Below are 19317 nucleotides of genomic sequence, written 5' to 3'. Positions count from 1 at the left end.
TGTAATACCACATCTTAAATGGAAGAAGGTTCTTTAGGCTTATATGTTATCGTCAATCCGGATACAGCTTATAACAGTGTTAGTTGCCTTAATCGCGCTGATACTCGCCCAAGGTTTTGTGGCACGAAAAAACCAAGAGGTCTTAAACGAAGGGGTTGCGTCTGCTGCGAAAGCCGTCATTGATGTTGGTATAGTTAAAGAGCTTGAGCGAGACGTTGTCGACCTTCAGCGCAATGTTTTAATATTTAAAGAAAATGCCAGTAAGTCGGCCATTACGCGCTTTAGTCGCCTGATGGTTACCATCAACAGTAAACTCGATAAGCTTGCGGTGGTGAACGAACGCGCCGAACAAAAAGATGACAGCAATCAAATTCTCAATAGAATGAGAGAGCATTTGAACGCTTATCAAGAAAACTTCTCTCAGGTTGTTGAAGCACGCTCAGAAAGAGACAACCTCATCGACCAAGGCACTATGTCTGACATTACGCTACTCGGGAGTGAGCTAGATAAGGCTTTAGCACAAGGAAAGGTTTCTGCAGCTTTCGTAGACGATGCCAAGGTCATTCTTATACGTACAGAAAATGCGATGCTGAAATACCTGATGAAGCCTGATATGGAATTCATCCAGTCGTTTAATGATGCTATTGACGCTTTGAAACGCTTACCATCTGCTGCTTCCCCTGAACTGCAGCAGCGTATTGAGCGCATTATAGATAGAATTAAAAACGACTTTTTTAAGCTGACGCAAATAACACAGGGCAACCTTTTTCTGGTTAATGTTGTTATGGCAGGCTCTGCCAACGAATTTCTCTATTTAAGTGGAGAGCTGGCTAAAAAGGTAAGTACCGATTCTGAAGTTATAACCCAGCGTACCTACCAAATAGCAGAGAGTACACAACGCAATGGCGAGCTCTTTTCTCTATTTGCCATTTTACTTGCTCTGTCGGCTGCGCTTTTTTCTACCTTACGTATCCTTGGTCCTATCCGGTCTATCACTGAAGTTTTCAACAAGCTCGCTCAAGGCATACAAATCTCTAATATTCCTGGCAGCAATCGAAAAGACGAAATTGGCAAACTAGCGAAAGCCGCGCTTGTGTTTAGTGATAAGAATCGTGAGACAGAAAAGCTATTAAATGAAGCGAGATCGATGAACTCTCAGCTAGAAAGCTTGAACAAGGTCATCACCGAATCTAAAGTAAAAGCCGAGCAGGCTACCGCATCGAAAAGTATGTTTTTGGCCAATATGAGTCACGAAATACGCACGCCTATGAACGGCATTATTGGCCTGATAGAACTAGCCCAACAGCAAGAACTATCTCCAACAGTACGAGGCTATCTTGATAAAGCTTCGTACTCTGGGCAAATATTACTGAGCGTAATTAACGACATTCTGGACTTTTCCAAGATTGAAGCAGGTGAATTAAAGATAGAAGAGGTTAGCTTTTCACTGCACTCGCTATTTGACAACCTCATCGCCGTAATAGCGCTGCGAGCAAAAGAGAAGAATCTATCTGTTCATTTTACGGTTAACCCTAGAATACCACCTCAGGTTATAGGCGACCCGTTGCGTATTGCTCAAATTATTATGAACATTGGCAACAACGCCGTGAAATTTACCGAACAAGGGCGTATAGATATAGAGTTTGACGGTAACTTGAATGAAAAAGGTAACCTACTAAACCTCATCATGCGAATTGCCGACTCAGGTATAGGCATGAGCCCAGCACAGCTCGATAAAATATTTAAGCCTTTTACACAGGCTGATGGCTCAACTAACCGCAAATACGGCGGTACTGGACTGGGCCTTGCCATTGTCAGCCAGCTTACTGAACTTATGAATGGACGCCTTGATGCAACCTCGACTATGGGGAAAGGCAGTAGATTCGAGGTTGAACTTCCTCTTAAAGCATTTAAGAATCAGCCAGGGGTATTACAAAACTCTCCACAGTTGCCTACTAATAGCCTTTACGTAACTGAATCGCCGTTACTCCCAGAAGCCTATTGCTCTCAAATTCAGCTGTCGACAGCATCAAGCATGTCAATTGAAAATGCTAAAAATGCTGCTACTCTCCCTGATCATATTGTTGTCGACGTTCATGAATTTAGCTCGTTTAGGAAAAATATTAGCTGGCTGAACAGTCTTTTAGAAAGCGGAAAGTCTGTAGGCTTAGTGATGGAGAGCGCTGGTAGTGCCCTGCAGTCTAAATATGATTCGCTGTGGAAAGGCCCTTTAATTATGCACCCTTTCACCCCCGCCCAATTTGAAAGTTTTGTACACCAAATAATCTCAAAAGATGCTAACTATCAAAGTAAAGAATATAACGAGGAACCCGATAGCTTAAAACTTGAAGGGCACATATTGCTTGTAGAGGACAATAATATAAACCAACTCGTTACCGGTGAAATTCTAACAAACCTGGGACTTACGTTTGATATCGCTGAAGATGGTAAGCAAGCAGTACAAAAAGTAGAAAACGCCCCTCAATACGACCTTATCTTAATGGACGTACAAATGCCCGTTATGGATGGATATGAAGCCACTAAGCTGCTTCGCGAAAAAGGCTTTACAGCCGTACCTATCATTGGCCTGTCAGCCAATGCGATGAAAGAAGATAAACAAAACGCGCTTCAATCGGGAATGAATGATTATTTAACCAAGCCTATAAAGCAGAAGTCGCTTATTGCAGTGGTAAAAAACTTTTTAAGTTGACGTTCACAAACAGCGAGCCCTAAATAAATTAACAAATTCTTATATTGCATAAGCTTAGCACCTCTTTTTCAAAAAGACTTTTGCCTCAAAGGTATATAAAAAAAAACTTATTTATTCACCTCCATACCTTTATCGTTACGTAAATTTTTAATTCAACGCCATTATTAATAATACTTTTGTCTAATTTTGTTGGCGAAAAAATGACAAGTTCCGTTTTAATTGTGTTGCTCCTGTCGCTCGCTATAAATGCTGCGGTAGGTGGATATTTTCGCATCTTGGCGAAAAACCAATACGAACCTGTCGCGTTCAACTTTTGGGCCGCATCGTGCTTGGTGTATTGCTTAGGGCTAGTCGGCAGCGCGCTCACTATGTTCGCGCCAAGTATAAACGTGCTCAGCACACTCACTGGGCTTCTTTATTTAACGGCCAGCTATTTGCTACTTCATGGCTTTTTAAGTTTTAACATTCAATGTGTACATTCTACCGTCAAACGCACAGGTAACCGTGTTTTTGTAATAGCTATTCTCTCTTTGATTGGAGCGTCTTGGTACCCTGAATTAGTCGAGCCAACAACGTCCTTTTTTATTGCTTTAATGTTTCTATTTTGTTTTCAGAGCTTTCAATCACAGCAATGGAAAACCATTGAAGGTATTTCTGTTCTGATACGAAGCATACTGTTCATTCACTTTATCATAATGGTGATACGGGCGGGGCTTACCACTGGTGTTACCTATTATGGCTTAGTATCTAACTTGCAAGTTTTTATAACGGTTACTGTAGGGCTCCACGTACTACTTTGCCTTGCCACCTCAGCACTTCTCCCATTTATTATTCTGTCAAAAGAAAAAGGCGAATGGGAAGCAATGGCAAACTTCGACGAGTTAACCGGCGTGTTAGGACGTCGCGCGTTTATTCGCACGGTATTGAAAAAGTTGAAGTCCAAAAGCAAAAGGCCTTTCACTTTACTAGTAATTGACATCGATTTTTTTAAAACCATTAACGACAGCTATGGTCATCCTGAAGGCGATAGAGTGCTAAAAAATGTGGCACAGTGTCTACAAGCACAGTTGCGCAAAGGTGACATAGTGGGTCGCTTAGGCGGAGAAGAGTTCGGCGTTATTATCTCTAATCGACATTCTGAGCCCCCTTTTACCGTTGCCGATAGATTGAGAGAATCGGTGTCTTCGCTTGTTATATTCAGTGGCTCTGAAGAAATTAAAGTAACCATTAGCGTAGGTATGTCTTCTTCAAGCAACGTCGAAGATACGTGGAATACACTGTTTAATCGGGCAGATAAAGAACTGTATAACGCAAAAAAAACAGGGCGAAACAGGGTGTCGCCAGAGGTCATAGCAGAAACAACGTTGGTATAGCGACCAAAATATTCATAAAAAAACGCTGCCAAATGGCAGCGTTTTAGTTTTTAGTCATTATGATGAAGCGTATCTAGCTATAGCGCTTTGATAGTCTCGAACTGCTCTTTAAGTTTGGCTAGGGCTTTTTCACCCTCTTCCAACTTACCGCGTTCTTTTTCAATTACCGCTTCTGGCGCGTTACTTACAAACTTATCATTACCCAACTTGCCACGTGTACGAGATACATCTTTCTCGATTTTCTCCATGGCTTTAGTAATACGCGCAAGCTCTGCGTCTTTGTCGATAAGTCCTGCCATTGGGATAAGAATTTCCATCTCACCCACAAGCGCGGTCGCGCTGGCTGGCGCTTCTTCACCGTCTTTTAATATGGTTACGGTTTCAAGCTTAGAAAGCTTATCAAGGAATGCCTTAGCCGCATCAAGACGACGAGCGTCTTCGTCGCTTACGTTTTTAAGTAGCGCATTAAGCGGTTTGTTTGGCGAGATATCCATTTCACCACGGATATTACGAATACCCACGATAAACTTCTTCACCCACTCGATATCAGCAAGTACTTTGTCGTCTTGTTTCGCTGCATCAACTTCAGGGAATGCCTGAACCATAATGCTAGCGCCCTCTTCCACCTTAAGCGCACTTAGTGGTACCACACGCTGCCAAATAGTGTCGGTGATAAATGGCATTAGCGGGTGCAATAAGCGCAGCAGGCTTTCAAGTACATTGATAAGCGTATGACGCGTACCGCGCTTTTCAGCTTCGGTGCTGGCGTCATTGTTAAGCACTGGCTTAGTAAGCTCTAGATACCAGTCACAGAACTGGTTCCAGGTAAACTCGTAAACGGTTTGCGCTGCAATGTCGAAACGGTAGTCTTCAAGCGCTTTTTCAAACTCAACTAGCGTTTGTTGGAACTTAGCCCAAATCCAGCGATCGGCCATACTAAGTACCATTTCGCCACCGTCACGACCTGTATCGTGCTCTTCTGTGTTCATCAATACGAAACGCGATGCATTCCAAATTTTGTTACAGAAGTTGCGGTAGCCTTCAACACGGGCCATATCAAAGTTGATATCGCGGCTGGTTGACGCCATAGCTGCAAAGGTAAAGCGTAGTGCATCTGTACCATAGGCCTGAATACCATCAGGGAATTGCTTGCGAGTACGCTTAGCAATCTTTTCTGCAAGCTGAGGCTGCATCATGCCCGCGGTGCGTTTTGTGACTAGTGACTCAATATCGATACCGTCAATCAAGTCGATTGGGTCAAGCACGTTGCCCTTCGACTTTGACATTTTATCGCCGTTCTCATCGCGGATAAGACCAGTAATGTAGATGTCTTTAAACGGAATTTTGCCAGTGAACTTCTTGGTCATCATGATCATTCTGGCAACCCAGAAGAAAATGATGTCAAAACCGGTTACTAGCACTGAAGACGGCACGAAAGTTTCTAGATCAGGCGTTTCTTCTGGCCAGCCCATGGTGGCGAACGGCCATAATGCACTTGAGAACCAGGTATCTAGTACATCGTCGTCTTGAGAAAGGGTTACCTCACTGCCAAGGCCGTGCTTTTCACGTACTTCTTCTTCGGTGCGGCCAACAAAAACCTTGCCGTTTTCGTCGTACCACGCCGGAATGCGGTGTCCCCACCACAGCTGACGCGAAATACACCAGTCTTGAATGTTGTGCATCCACTGGTAGTAAGTCTTGTTCCAGTTCTCTGGCACAAAACGAATTTCGCCACTTTCAACCGCTTCAATCGCAGGTTTAGCAAGAGACTCAACCGCTACATACCACTGGTCAGTTAGGTATGGCTCGATAACCGCGTTGGTTCTGTCGCCACGTGGCACTTTAAGCTTGTGCGGCTCAATCTTAACCAACGCGCCTTGTTCGTCTAAATCAGCAACAATTTGCTTACGGGCGTCGAAGCGATCTAAACCGCGATACGCTTCTGGCGCATCATCATTAATTTTCGCATCGTCGGTAAGAATGTTGATCATAGGTAGGTTGTGACGCTTACCCATGTCGTAGTCGTTAAAGTCGTGAGCAGGCGTAATTTTAACGCAGCCTGTACCAAACTCTTGATCGACATAGTCATCGGCAATAACTGGAATTAAACGGCCAGTAATAGGCAGCTTAATTTCTTTGCCGATAAAACCTTGATAACGCTCGTCATCTGGGTGAACCGCAACCGCTGTATCACCTAGCATGGTTTCAGGGCGCGTTGTCGCAACTACTAGCTCACCGCTACCGTCAGCTAACGGGTAGCGCATGTGCCACATGTGGCCGTCTTCTTCTTCGTTTAGTACTTCAAGATCTGATACTGCAGTGTGAAGCACTGGATCCCAGTTAACCAAACGCTTACCACGATAAATAAGGCCTTCTTCGTGTAGTTTCACGAATACTTCAGTTACGGCTTTAGACAGGTCTTCGTCCATGGTGAATACTTCGCGAGACCAGTCAGGAGAAGTACCTAAACGGCGCATTTGACCAGTAATAGTACCGCCACTGTGCTCTTTCCATTCCCACACTTTTTTGATGAAGTCTTCACGACCTAAATCGTGGCGCGTCTTGCCTTCAGCGTTAAGTTGGCGTTCTACCACCATTTGGGTAGCAATACCGGCGTGGTCAGTACCCACTTGCCATAGCGTATTGTCGCCCTTCATGCGGTGATAACGAGTTAGGGCATCCATAATGGTTTGCTGGAAGCCATGGCCCATGTGAAGGCTACCGGTAACGTTCGGCGGCGGAAGCAAAATACAATAAGGGTCGCCGCTGCCTGAAGCTTTAAATAAACCCGCCTCTTCCCATGACTTATAGCATTGCTGCTCGATGGACTGCGGTTCGAAGGTTTTATCCATTACACACTCTCAAATTGAAGCTAAACGCGAATGACTTATGCAGATTTAAACTGCATGTTGCATCCAGCTTGCTGATAGTTTTTGTATCTTACCCGCGCAGCCTGTTTGGCGTTCTCGTCCACGGGTACAAAATCGATGATTTGACGATGCTGATTGGGTGAAGGCACCATACCGGAACCCACGTTCACCACCATTTGTCGTCTGGCTACCTGCTCGGGCTGCCAACAAATTTCCACCGGCGTTCCCGATTGTGGCCCTTCACCATAAAGGTTATGGGGTACAAAGCGGTCTGCCGGCAGCTGCCATAACAATTCATCAACTTCTTCAGCTTGCGCCTGTGTATCACACAACACGCTAATTTTTTGCTTATTAGCAAACGCTGAGGCAATGACTTCACTGGCGCGGCCTGCCACACCATTGTCACCGCTGGTAAGTTGATAAAAAATCACTTGTGGCATAAATGATTAGTCCTCTAGCTTGATATCAGCGCGGTTCATTAAGAACTGAGACAGCATAGGCACTGGACGGCCTGTTGCGCCTTTGTTCTTACCACTGCGCCACGCCGTACCGGCAATATCAAGGTGAGCCCAGTTGTACTTCTTAGTAAAACGTGACAAGAAACAACCTGCGGTGATTGACCCTGCTGGGCGACCACCAAGGTTTGTCATGTCGGCAAATGGGCTTTCAAGCTGCTCTTGGTAATCGTCCCATAGCGGTAAACGCCATGCGCGATCTGAGCTTTGCTCTGATGCATTAAGTAGCTCGTGAGCTAGTGGGTTGTGCGTGCTCATTACTGCTGTTGCGTGATGACCAAGTGCGATAATCGCTGCGCCAGTTAGCGTGGCTACGTCAATCACTAGCTCTGGCTCGTAACGCTCAACGTAGGTCAGCGCGTCGCACAACACCAAACGGCCTTCCGCATCAGTATTTAGTACTTCAACAGTTTGACCCGACATAGTCGTTAGTATGTCACCCGGACGGTACGCTTTGCCATCTGGCATATTTTCACAGCCAGCCAATACGCCAATAACGTTAATTGGCAAGTTAAGCGCCGCGATAGTGTGCATTGTACCTAATACGCCTGCTGCCCCACCCATGTCGTACTTCATTTCATCCATGGCTTCACCAGGCTTTATTGAAATACCGCCTGAATCGAAAGTAAGGCCTTTACCTACAAGCACAATTGGCGCTTGATCAGCTGGGCCACCGCGGTGATGCATAATACTCATCATGCTTTCATTTGCAGAACCACGACCAACGGCAAGGTAAGACTGCATACCCAGCTCTGCCATTTGAGTTTCGTCTACTACTTCGGCGGTTACGCTGTCGTACTGGCTTGCTAATTCTTGTGCTTGCTGCCATAAATACGCTGGGTTGCAGATATTTGGCGGCATGTTAGCTACGTCTTTGGTCACTTTTGAACCACGAGCTACGGCTAAACCATGCTCAACCGCGCGCTCACCAACAGTAAGCTCGCGACGGGTAGGCACGTTAAATACAATTTTACGCAGCGGGCGGCGAGGCTCGCCTTTCTTGGTTTTAAGCTGCATAAAGGTGTAAAGTGTATCTTCTGTCGCTTCTACAGCCTGACGCACTTTCCAGTAAGTATCGCGACCTTTAACGTGAAGCTCGGTTAAGAAACACACCGCTTCCATCGAGCCGGTTTCATTCAATGTTTGAATGGTTTTAGCAATAATATTTTTGTACTGACGCTCATCTAGCTCGCGTTCTTTACCACAACCAACAAGAAGCACGCGCTCGCTTAGTACGTTTGGCACGTTGTGTAGCAACAACATTTGGCCCGCTTTACCTTCAAGGTCGCCACGGCGCAACAAGTTGCTGATATAACCTTCACTGATTTCGTCTAGTTGTTCAGCCACTGCCGTAAGGCGGCGCGGCTCGAAGACACCCACAACAATACATGCGCTGCGTTGTTTTTCAGGACTGCCACTTTTTACACTAAACTCCACGATATCACCTCGCTTTTCGTCGTTTATGGTTTGCACGATGACTAAAATCACGTAACGTTTCGCGCTGCTTTATGTTTTAATACGCAGCATAACTTTTTAGTTCGCTGCAATTCACGCTTACAGACCTATTGAATATAGGTTAAATTTGCGTCAAAACACCATGCAAACGGTTTATGATTGCAGGCAAAACTTGTAAAAACGGTAAGTTTAAACAAAATTGTGCTTTCTTTCACTAAAATTCCTAATTTTCCGGAAGGGCTGAGATGCTGATATTCCGCTATTTACTTAAGGAAACGCTGAAATCTCAGTTAGCGATTTTCTTTATCCTAATGGCAATTTTTGTCACCTTAAGATTTGTGCGCGTTTTGGGCGACGCATCAGACGGTGATATCCCTGCTGGGCTAGTGCTTGGCTTCTTAGGTTTATATGCTCCTATTCTCTCATCTTTGGTGCTGCCTATCAGTGCTTATTTGGGCATTATGCTGGCACACGGCAGGCTGTATGTAGACAGCGAAATGACCGTAATGCGGGCTTGTGGCATCAGTGAATGGTACGTCACACGGGTGATGCTGTTTTTATCCGTAATCATCATGATAGTCACAGGCGCAATCACTCTTTATTTCGCGCCCTTGGCCGCTGAAAACGAATACCAACTACGTGAAAAAGCCCGTAACGAAGCGGGGCTTTCTGCCCTAATGCCAGGTAGATTCCAGCAAACCGGTAACGAAAAAGCGGTTATATTTGTGCACGATGTAGATAGCAACGATAAGCTGCAACGCGTATTTTTATCGCAAAATCAAACGGACGATAGCGAAGGCGATGTGCGCGTTGTATATGCACAAACTGGTGAAGTTGCAAACAACCCCGACGGTACCCGAAATCTTGTATTAAAAGAAGGTGTGCAGTACGAAGGCAAACAATCTGAAAAGGCTTACCGCAAAGTAGAATTTGACGAATACCAAATTCAGATTGCCGATAAACCTGCTGACGAAACTCGTCGTAAGGTAAGCGTATTGCCTACTAACGAACTGTGGGAAGACGACAGTATTGAAGCCAGAGCCGAGCTTCAGTGGCGTATTGCCATACCGCTTTCCATTCCATTTTTAGTACTGATTGCTGTGCCGCTAAGCGCAGTCGACCCGCGCCAGGGCCGCTTTGGTAAAATGTTCCCTGCCATCCTGCTTTACTTAGGCTACTTCTTGCTATTGCTTGCAAGTAGACGCGTACTGGAAGACGGAAAAATGCCACCACAATTAGGCTTATGGTGGGTACATACCATCATGCTGGTCATTGGAGTCATGTTAATCGTGCGGGACAGAAAAACTGGCACAGAGCTTCGCGCTTGGATATTGGGGAAAAAGTAGATGTTTAAGATCCTCGATTTATATATTGCCCGTACGCTGTTAGGTACTATCACCGTTACGCTTAGCGTACTTATCGGCTTGAGCGCGCTCATTAAATTTGTAGAACAGCTACGTAAAATTGGCGAAGGCGACTATGACATGCTGGTCGCTTTTATCTACGTTTTACTGAGCTTACCTCGCGACCTAGAACAATTTTTCCCTATGGCCACCTTACTTGGCGGTCTTATCGGTATGGGCGTATTGGCCAGCAACAGCGAACTGGTAGTAATGCAGGCCGCGGGTATGAGCCGTTGGAACATCATCAACTCAGCCATGAAATCCACCCTTGTGATGATTTTATTGGTGATGGCCGTTGGTGAATGGGTTACTCCATACAGCGAAACCAAGGCCAAACAGATAAGAACCGAAGCCATTTCAGGCGGTAGTTTATTTTCTTCCGATAAGCTGGTGTGGGCAAAAGATGGCGACCGATTTGTGAGTATTGGCCAAGTACTTAGCCAAGACTCGCTTAAAGACGTAAGCATTTTTAGCTTTAATCCTGACTTGTCTCTTGAAAGTATTACCTACGCGAAAAATAGTGCTTTCGATGGCGACGGTTGGTGGTTAAGCGATGTTGAAGTAACTGAGTTTTCAGAGACCAAGGTGTCGGTAGAAGAAAACGAACGTATGCGATGGAACTCAACGCTTACGCCTGACAAGCTAGGGATTGTTGCCGTTAAGCCAGAGGCTTTATCCATCACTGGGTTGCTAGATTACGTAAACTATCTAGATAACAACGACCAAGATCCCTCGCGCTATGAGCTAGCGCTTTGGCGAAAAATCTTTCAGCCTATTTCTGTTGGCGTAATGCTGTTAATGGCGTTGTCTTTCATCTTCGGCCCGCTTCGTAGCGTTACCATGGGCGCAAGAGTTATTATGGGCGTACTCACGGGCTTTGGTTTCTTTATTCTTAACGAAGTGTTTGGCCCTGTCAGTTTGGTATATCAGCTGCCGCCTTTCTTGGGCGCTCTACTACCGAGTTTACTGTTCGCTGCTGTCGCAGGTGTGATGCTTAAACGTTGATAAAGCTATCAGCGATAGGCTAATTAAACGCTCAACGCTTACAAAAAAGAGGCTCGTTGCAGCCTCTTTCTTATGATTTTTTAGCGCCCTACAAGCTGTGTCCTACCAACTTTTGTGGTCGTTCGCTTCTTTGCTCAGCTTCAACACTTCTGTTTTTGCTAAGCGGTCCTGTAGAGATTGTTTGTTTTTAAAATCGAACAAAACAAGTAATGTCCCTAAACCACCCAATGATGCGACAAGGCGAATGAACAAACGCGGCCATGTCATAGGCTCTTCAACCGTGCTGTAAATTCGTAACCGCCAAGCACGCATGCCAAGTGTTTGCCCGCCTCTGCGCCAAAACCACAAGAAGAAACCCGCAATCCATAAGCCTACCCAGGTTTGAATAAGCAGTTTATAGCCAAAGGATGCTTGTATAAGGTCAGCGGGTTCAGCATAACCTTGTAAATCAAGCGCACCATTTTTCAACATAACCACCAAGGTTACTATCATCACCATAGCCGCACACATACCGACAGCAGTAGCCACTAGCGCATCGTAAATCATGGCCAACAAGCGTCGCACAAACCCTGCTCGCTCAAGGGTTTCACTTTCTGAGTCTGCGCTACTCGCATTTTCATATTCAGCAGTCGTCGACGATTTTGGTGCCGGTTGCCTTTTCTTAACTTTCTTATCGTGTCTTGCCACGGGTATCTCTTCACATCATCATTTTCAATACATATTTTGACACAAGCGCCCTATAGCTTAAACACAATAAGCCACACTAAACGTCATTTAATAAAGTGATTGATAAACCGATAACTGCACTGTTATTAAAAATAATGCATCCAAGCATTCAATTCATTCGTTATTGTTATTAAAACGGATAACGGAAATCTTAAAGTGACCACATTAACTTTCGCAAAAACACTAACTGCTAGCGCTATATTACTCGCAACTGCGCCCACACTCGCCCTCGATGACCCAGAAGGTGATATTGAACATATTCGGGTACGCGGTGACTCGTCGGTCAAAGACGGTGAATTTATTTCTGCTTCTCAGGGATGGGTGTCGGGTGACACTATGATTGACCGACCAATGCTTCGCGCTGGTGAAATATTGGAATTTATTCCGGGTATGATGGTGACGCAGCACAGCGGTTCAGGAAAAGCCAACCAGTATTTTCTTCGCGGTTTTAATCTTGACCATGGAACCGATTTCACCGTAAGCGTTGATGGAATGCCGGTCAACATGCGAAGCCATGGACACGGTCAAGGCTACAGCGACCTGAACTTCATCATTCCTGAATTTATCGACAACCTTAGCTACTTCAAAGGCACCTATTACGCCAACATTGGCGATTTTTCTAGCGCAGGCGGCGCAATTTTTAATTTGAGAGATTCCCTTAAAAACAACCAGGTATTCTTGGGCTTAGGTGAATATGGATTCAAACGCGCCGTCGCACTAAACCAGTTTGAAGCAGGAGAGAGCCGTGTCGTTACAGCTTTAGAATATCAAACTTATGACGGCCCATGGACTGATGTAGACGAAGACGTAAAAAAGAAAAACGCACACATTCGTTATATTACGCCCTTGCTAGATGGCCAGCTTACCATAACAGGCATGGCTTATGACAATAGCTGGAATGGCGCCGACCAGGTTCCAGAGCGCGCTATTCAAAGCGGCTTAATAGACCGTCTTGGCTCTATCGATACTCAAGTTGGCGGTGAATCCTCTCGGTATAGTTTATCTGCAAACTACGCTAGCGACACATGGAACGCCTCTATTTATGCCATAGATACTGAGCTTAGTTTATTTTCTAACTTCACTTACTTCCTCGATAACCCTGAGCGAGGCGATCAGTTCGAACAAGCTGATGATAGAAAAATCTATGGCGGTGAAATATTTACTACCCTCCCCCTCGCTGTTACAGAAGGGAGCAGTATTACCTTGGGCGGCCAGTGGCGCTTTGACGATATTGACAATGTAGGCTTGTATCGCACTCAGAATTTAACTCGGTTTGGCACCGTTCGAGAAGACGCGATAGAGAGCAACAGCTATGCACTTTTTGCTCAGTCAAATATTTTTCTAAACGATAGATTAAGCCTGTCGTTAGGCGGTCGTTATGATTACTTAGATGTTGACGTAGATAGCGATTTAGACGCCAACAGCGGTAGTGCTGACGATGGTATTTTTACGTTAAAAGCAGGTCTTAAATATTTGCTGTCGGAACAGCTCACCGCATTTGCCAATATCGGTCAAGGCTATCACTCAAACGACGCGCGGGGTGCAACTATTACTGTAGATCCGGTAAGTGGGGATGCAACCGAAACTTCACCGCTATTAGTGAAGTCTCTTGGTTATGAAGCCGGGGTTAATTTTACCGACAACAGAACCTATAACGTTTCCGCTGCATTGTGGCGACTAGAACTAGATAGTGAACTGGTTTATGTCGGCGACGCAGGCTTCACTGAAGCGAGCCGACCATCAGAAAGACACGGTATAGAAGTAAGTGCCTACTACTGGATTAATCATCATTTAACAACTGACATTGAAGCTGCTTGGACAAAAGCAAGATTCAGCGACAGCGTAGAGGGTGAAGGCCGCCATATTGACGGTACAGTTCCGGGCGTTGTGAGCGCGGGCCTGACCTATTTTCAAAACGGAAACCAGCTTGGGTTTAGCTATACGCTGCGAGGTCGTTATTTAAGCTCTCGCACGGTGGAGAGTTTCGATGAAGTTTCGCCGCCATCAACATTTTTAATGAATGCACAGGTCGCTTATCGTCAGCCTATGTGGGACGTTACTTTAGAAGTGTTAAATGCCCTTGATAGTGATGATCATGATATCGACTACTTTTATGCGTCGAGACTTCCTGGCGAGCCTGAAGAGGGCATAGAGGACTTGCACTATCACCCGGTTGAACCAAGAAACGTTCGCCTTACTGTTTCCTTGAAATATTAGCCGAGCAGAAGTTTTTAATAACAGCGGCGCAGGCCCTTTTGGCGCCGCAATATTTTATGTAAATGTTTAAAAAGCGTGCTAGTTTAAATACTTAGAAGCCGCACTTTTCAATAGTAAGTCTCATTGTGAAAATGGTGCCATAACAATAAAAGGTAGGAGCAACGATGGAACATGAAACTTTGTTCCCTTTGCTGTGTAAAACAGCAGACGGTGACAAAAAAGCCTTCGCAGAGCTTTATAAAATAACCAGCCCACAGCTTTATGCAGTTGCTTTAAAGCTACTAAAACGGCCAGAGCTTGCCGATGAAGCCACACAAGATGCTTACATTAAAATATGGCATAACGCTGGCAATTATCAGCGAGGAAAAGGTACGGTGCTAACTTGGATGGTAAGCATTGCACGCTATCGAGCGCTGGATTTAATTCGCTATCACAATGTAAGAAATGAAGTTGAGCTGAACGATGATGCACCATCAGGAGTAGAAAGCTCACAAAATGTTAAACTGGGTGCAGAGCAAGCTAGATTAGCCGCGTGCTTGGATGAATTAGACGGCCCTCAGCGCCAAGCCATTCACTTAGCTTACGTTAACGGCATGTCTCACCAGGAAGTGGTGAGTCACTTGGCCTCGCCCCTTGGTACAATTAAAAGCTGGATAAGACGAGGCTTGCAGAGCTTGCAGAGGTGCCTGTCACTATGAATTATTTGAAAGAAGAACGACTTAATGCACTGGCAGCGGAATACGTTGTTGGTACCCTCAGAGGTAAAGCGCGCACACGCTATCAAAAGTTAATGATGCAATATCAAGCGGTGAGCGATGCAACGGCCCAATGGGAACAATATCTAACCGGCTTTGCGGAGACGCTCCCGCCTGTGACGCCGCCAGACAACGTGTGGGAAAACATCCAAGTAAAACTTGGACATAAAGCCGCTAACGACGCAAGCGTAGCTAGCGATACACAACCCTCCAGTAAGTCTGGCGAGGTTATTGACTTTGAGAAAGAAAAGCAGAAACGCTGGAAGAGCTTGTCATTCATATCCACGGCTGCTGCAATGGTGTTAGCCGTACTACTCTTTGTTATGCAACCTGTGCCTGCACCAGAGGTTTCCCATATCGCCGTAGTCAACAACGCTGATAACACGCCACTGTGGGTGATAGAGGTATCTGACACGACCATGAATGTTAAGGTTACCGATGCTTTCGTGGCTCTAGCAGACAAAGACTACGAGCTGTGGATGGTACCGGCAAACGGTGAAGCGCCAATTTCCCTTGGTCTAATGCCTGAAACAAATGGAGATACCAGGGCAACACCAGATATACTGCTAGATCAAAGCATCATGGCTTTGGCAGTGAGTTTAGAAGCGCCTGGTGGCTCGGTAACGGGTGCACCGACCGAAGTACTTTACATAGCACCCATTGTGTCTGTGTAGTTTTAAACACTAAACTTTCCGTCAAAAGGCCACAATCTGTGGCCTTTTATTTTTCTATCGCTGCTTGCTTAGTTTTCACCAGTAGTCTCTCAGGGCTCTCTTGCTCTTCTAACTGCTAACGCTTTTTCGTTATTCCTTTTCCCCCACTACCTGCTTTTACACTTAACTAAAATTTTATTTTAATTTTTTTAAAAACTTTTGCATCCAACATGAATTCTCAGACGTTTAACTTTTGAACTCATAAAAAAACAGAGAGACCCAACATGATCCAATTCAAACGCAAAACTTTACCATTGGCTATTGCCGTGACATGCGCCGCCGTCACTGCGGGTGCAATTGCATCAAGCCACAGAGAAGCACCGAACATTACCCGTCACCCAGCCTTAGATAGCACAGACTTTTACGCTTTTAACAGTTATGAAGAAGGCCGTGAAGACTATGTGACTTTCATAGCAAACTACATTCCATTGCAGGATGCGTACGGTGGCCCTAATTATTTTGCGATGGATCCGAACGCGCACTATGCCATCCATATCGATAGCGACGGCGACGCGGTTGAAGACTTAAGCTTTGTTTTCCAATTTAACAATATGCTCGCTGCAGATAACGAAGGTATTGCCCTGCCAATAGGCCCTGAAGGCGATCAAAAGATGGTGAAAGTGCCGCTTAAAAATGTAGGTGGAATTAGCGCAGACGATTCAAGCGCAGCGAACTTCTCTGAAATGTACAGCCTTACTATGGTAAGCGGCGACATGCAAACGGGCACGCGCACAACGCTAGCACCAGCGATGGGTGATATGTTTAAAAAGCCCCTTGATTACATCGGTAATAAAACCTTTACCAGCGAAGCAGAATACGCACGCTATGCTGAAAGCTTCATCTACTCATTCAACATCCCTGGCTGTGACGACATGGCCAAAGTATTTGTTGGCCAGCGCAAAGACCCCTTCGTTGTTAACTTAGGCAAAACCTTCGACTTGGTCAATTATGTACCTGTTGAGGGCGATAGCGCACCGGGTGCAGGCGATGGCGAGGGCTTCCCTGGCGGCATTACACAAAGTGCTATGAATGATGACTTAGTAGACAAAAACGTGACTGCTCTCTCTATTGAAGTACCAAAGGCGTGCGTTACCGGTGAAGGCAATGGCGTAATTGGTAGCTGGACGACGGCAAGTTTGCCGCAAGCGCGTATTTTGAACCCAGATGCCACGTTTGCAAAACCAGAAACCAATGGCGGCGCAATGACACAAGTGTCTCGTTTAGGTAGTCCGCTAGTGAATGAGCTTGTTATTGGTATTGGCGATAAAGACAAATTTTCTAGCTCTCATCCAAGTGCAGATGGTCAGTTTGCAGATTATGTCACTCACCCTTCTTTGCCAGAATTACTGAACATTCTGTTTAAAGATGCAGTGAACACCACACTGGGTACGGATATTGAAACCCTTGCACCTACTAACTTCCCGCGTATGGACTTAGTAACAGCGTTCCTTACTGGCTTCCCTGGCGTTAACCAGCAAGCAACGGTTACAGCGTCTGAAATGCTGCGCCTAAATACAGGGATCCCAGCAACACCAGCAGAATCGCAGTCAGCTTTTGGTGTAGCAGGTGATGACTTAGCAGGCTTCCCAAATGGTCGTCGCCCTGGTGATGACGTGGTTGATATTGCGCTTCGCGTAGTAATGGGCCGTTTATGCTACCCCATTCCAGTTGCAGGCGAAGACACAGACCTTGGCCTTTGTGCACCTGAAGACGCGAGTGTAGGTAATGTACCATTCACTGATGGCGCGCCTGTAGATGCGAGCATGATTGATACATCATTCCCTTACCTAAAAACACCACTTGCTGGCTCTGAATAAGGAGATCCATCATGTCTACGAAGATTAGGTTATTAAATAAGCGCAGTGATGCAACTGCGCCTAAAAAGCAAACGTCAGGTAAACGTCAACAACACCGTATGTGGATTGCTTCAGGGTTGGTATTAGCACTTTCAGGTTGTTTCGATAGTGACGACGATAACGACTATCAAGCCCCAGAAGAAAATGCTGCGCCGGTAGCCGTTGATGAAATGTTGACGACACAAGCGGATATTGCGATTGATGGCACCTTGTCAGCTACCGATGCCGATGGTGATGCGCTTACGTTCGGGCTTGGTGAAAACGGTACGTTAGGTAATGCAGAAGTTAATGCTGATGGCAGCTTTACCTACACACCTAACGCTCAGGTAACAGGAAGCGATAGCTTTACATTCACCGTTTCTGACGGGGTTAACCCAGAGGTTACAGCCACCATTAGCGTTACGATTGAGGCACAGCAGGTATCGCTTTCTAGCTATACCCGCGACGCCTTCAATCAAGCGCCAACGGATGATCCATTACCAATAAATGGAAGGGAGTTCATCCAAGATGCTGACGACTCTACATTTGATGACTTGTTGATAGACCAATAACACGCATCAAATAACAGGAGTTTGTTAGCACATAACCAGTGTCAACCGTAAAGCCAAGGACGGCTTTTTTTAAGGAAGTAGCAATGAAGTTTATAAAGTACTCTGCTCTGAAGTTCATTTTGGCGAGTACATCACTAACCCTTTCGACTTTTTCAATATACGCTCAACAACAACCCCCTGATATCAATACTGTAATAGCAAGCTGGGAGCCTGAACAGTTATCAATAACAAGCTTGAATGAAGCAGAAAAAGTGCTGTCATCAAGTCGCTATATTTCCGCAAAAGGAGACGAAAGAGAGCGGGTGGCTCGCTTCGCCAACTCTATGCGAGCAAACTTCACATCGTTAAATGATGGGCAGCAAGAACGCCTAGTAATCTTAGAGGCTCGCTTGTTACAAGGCACTCATAGGTTCGAAGAAGCCAAGCAACATTTAAAACAAATTGCCTACTTTCGCTCGCCGGCCGCTTACTTACTTATGGCTGATATTGCCACGCAACAAGGTGATGTTAAAAAAGCAAAAGAAAACTGTGAAAGACTGGTAGGGAAAACAAGCTTTCTCATTGCATTTACTTGCATGGTAAACGCAGAGTTTTCCCAGAACGCTCAAGCGAGGCTGCTTCAAAAACTGAAGGCCTTTGAAACTTATACCAGTAATGCTCGGCCTTCTGAACGCCAGTGGTTTTATGAAGTACTTGCGGATATGTCACTGCAGCTTGGCTACCCTGAAGCAGCGCTTGAGTATCTATCACAAACAGAGTTTGAAACGCTTCCTATAAGTGCCCTGTTAGTATGGTCAGACGCTAATTTTCAATTAAGAAATTATGAGGCTGTTACCACCACGCTCGCCCGCAATGTACCCGATATCAAAAAAGCAGATGACGGCTTGCTTTTGAAATGGGCTATCGCAGAACGTGCACAGGGTATCACGTCCTCAACGGTGCAGTCTCAACTGTCAAAAAATATGGAAATTAGAGTGTGGCGAGAGGATAGCTCGCACGCGGCACAAGTTGCTAATTACTTTTTAGAGATAGAGCAAAATTACCCGCAGGCCCTCAAGTTCGCTGAAATCAATTGGCAGTACGCCCAAGCATTAAGTGACAAAAAGCTTTTAGAGCGTGCCCGCAAAGCTAATGGTGAATCAACCAATGCTTAGATCTTTCAACTATT

The 19317-nt window shown here is 45.5% G+C and carries 14 protein-coding genes; 10 read left to right on the top strand and 4 right to left on the bottom strand.

Going from position 1 to position 19317, the window contains the following annotated elements:
* Positions 1–43 precede the first annotated feature (43 nt).
* Positions 44–2710, top strand: a complete 2667-nt coding sequence (locus tag ACYX4N_RS05850; protein ID WP_476055912.1) for a hybrid sensor histidine kinase/response regulator — start codon at positions 44–46, stop codon at positions 2708–2710.
* 200 nt (positions 2711–2910) lie between these two features.
* The gene (locus ACYX4N_RS05845; protein ID WP_474805162.1) at positions 2911–4083 is read left to right on the top strand and encodes a GGDEF domain-containing protein; all 1173 of its coding nucleotides are present in this window, start codon (positions 2911–2913) and stop codon (positions 4081–4083) included.
* A 77-nt stretch (positions 4084–4160) separates the two neighbouring features.
* Here ACYX4N_RS05845 and ACYX4N_RS05840 read toward each other — a convergent pair whose 3' ends face one another.
* Genes ACYX4N_RS05840 through pepA form a run of 3 tightly spaced genes read right to left on the bottom strand, consistent with a single transcriptional unit; the run spans position 4161 to position 8905 of the window.
* Entirely contained in the window at positions 4161–6935 is a 2775-nt protein-coding gene (locus tag ACYX4N_RS05840; RefSeq protein ID WP_476055911.1) for a valine--tRNA ligase, read from the bottom strand.
* 35 nt (positions 6936–6970) lie between these two features.
* Positions 6971–7393: a DNA polymerase III subunit chi gene (locus ACYX4N_RS05835; RefSeq protein ID WP_025256327.1), complete on the bottom strand. Its 423-nt coding sequence runs from the start codon at positions 7391–7393 to the stop codon at positions 6971–6973.
* Positions 7394–7399: 6 nt separating this feature from the next.
* On the bottom strand, positions 7400–8905 hold the full coding sequence (gene pepA, locus ACYX4N_RS05830; RefSeq protein WP_071817605.1) for a leucyl aminopeptidase: 1506 nt from the start codon (positions 8903–8905) through the stop codon (positions 7400–7402).
* 263 nt (positions 8906–9168) lie between these two features.
* Between pepA and lptF the strand changes: the two genes are divergently transcribed.
* Together lptF and lptG are read left to right on the top strand one after the other, a co-directional pair.
* Positions 9169–10269 carry an LPS export ABC transporter permease LptF gene (lptF, locus tag ACYX4N_RS05825; protein WP_474805156.1) on the top strand — a complete coding sequence of 367 codons (1101 nt, stop codon included), beginning with the start codon at positions 9169–9171 and terminating at the stop codon, positions 10267–10269.
* Positions 10270–11331, top strand: a complete 1062-nt coding sequence (gene lptG / locus ACYX4N_RS05820) for an LPS export ABC transporter permease LptG (protein ID WP_474805154.1) — start codon at positions 10270–10272, stop codon at positions 11329–11331.
* A 102-nt stretch (positions 11332–11433) separates the two neighbouring features.
* Here the strand turns inward: lptG and ACYX4N_RS05815 are convergent, their stop codons facing one another.
* Positions 11434–12018, bottom strand: a complete 585-nt coding sequence (locus ACYX4N_RS05815; RefSeq protein ID WP_476055910.1) for an RDD family protein — start codon at positions 12016–12018, stop codon at positions 11434–11436.
* 195 nt (positions 12019–12213) lie between these two features.
* On the opposite strand from ACYX4N_RS05815, the gene ACYX4N_RS05810 reads away from it, so the two are divergent.
* The 6 genes from ACYX4N_RS05810 to ACYX4N_RS05785 all read left to right on the top strand — a co-directional run bounded on the left by ACYX4N_RS05810 (position 12214) and on the right by ACYX4N_RS05785 (position 19303).
* Entirely contained in the window at positions 12214–14274 is a 2061-nt protein-coding gene (locus ACYX4N_RS05810; RefSeq protein ID WP_476055909.1) for a TonB-dependent receptor, read from the top strand.
* Between the two features lie 164 nt (positions 14275–14438).
* Complete coding sequence (locus tag ACYX4N_RS05805) at positions 14439–14972, top strand: sigma-70 family RNA polymerase sigma factor (protein ID WP_105929435.1); 534 nt, start codon at positions 14439–14441, stop codon at positions 14970–14972.
* Complete coding sequence (locus ACYX4N_RS05800; protein WP_476055908.1) at positions 14969–15703, top strand: anti-sigma factor; 735 nt, start codon at positions 14969–14971, stop codon at positions 15701–15703. Before ACYX4N_RS05805 ends, ACYX4N_RS05800 begins: the two co-directional genes overlap by 4 nt.
* 263 nt (positions 15704–15966) lie before the next feature.
* The gene (locus ACYX4N_RS05795) at positions 15967–17559 is read left to right on the top strand and encodes a DUF4331 domain-containing protein (RefSeq protein ID WP_476055907.1); all 1593 of its coding nucleotides are present in this window, start codon (positions 15967–15969) and stop codon (positions 17557–17559) included.
* An 11-nt stretch (positions 17560–17570) separates the two neighbouring features.
* Positions 17571–18149 carry an Ig-like domain-containing protein gene (locus tag ACYX4N_RS05790; RefSeq protein ID WP_476055906.1) on the top strand — a complete coding sequence of 193 codons (579 nt, stop codon included), beginning with the start codon at positions 17571–17573 and terminating at the stop codon, positions 18147–18149.
* 83 nt (positions 18150–18232) lie between these two features.
* Positions 18233–19303, top strand: coding sequence for a tetratricopeptide repeat protein (locus tag ACYX4N_RS05785; protein WP_476055905.1), 1071 nt, complete (start codon positions 18233–18235; stop codon positions 19301–19303).
* Positions 19304–19317: the final 14 nt, after the last annotated feature.

The sequence above is a fragment of the Alteromonas sp. ABH4_452 genome (assembly GCF_056311825.1).
This window is presented reverse-complemented; position numbering and strand designations above follow the sequence as displayed.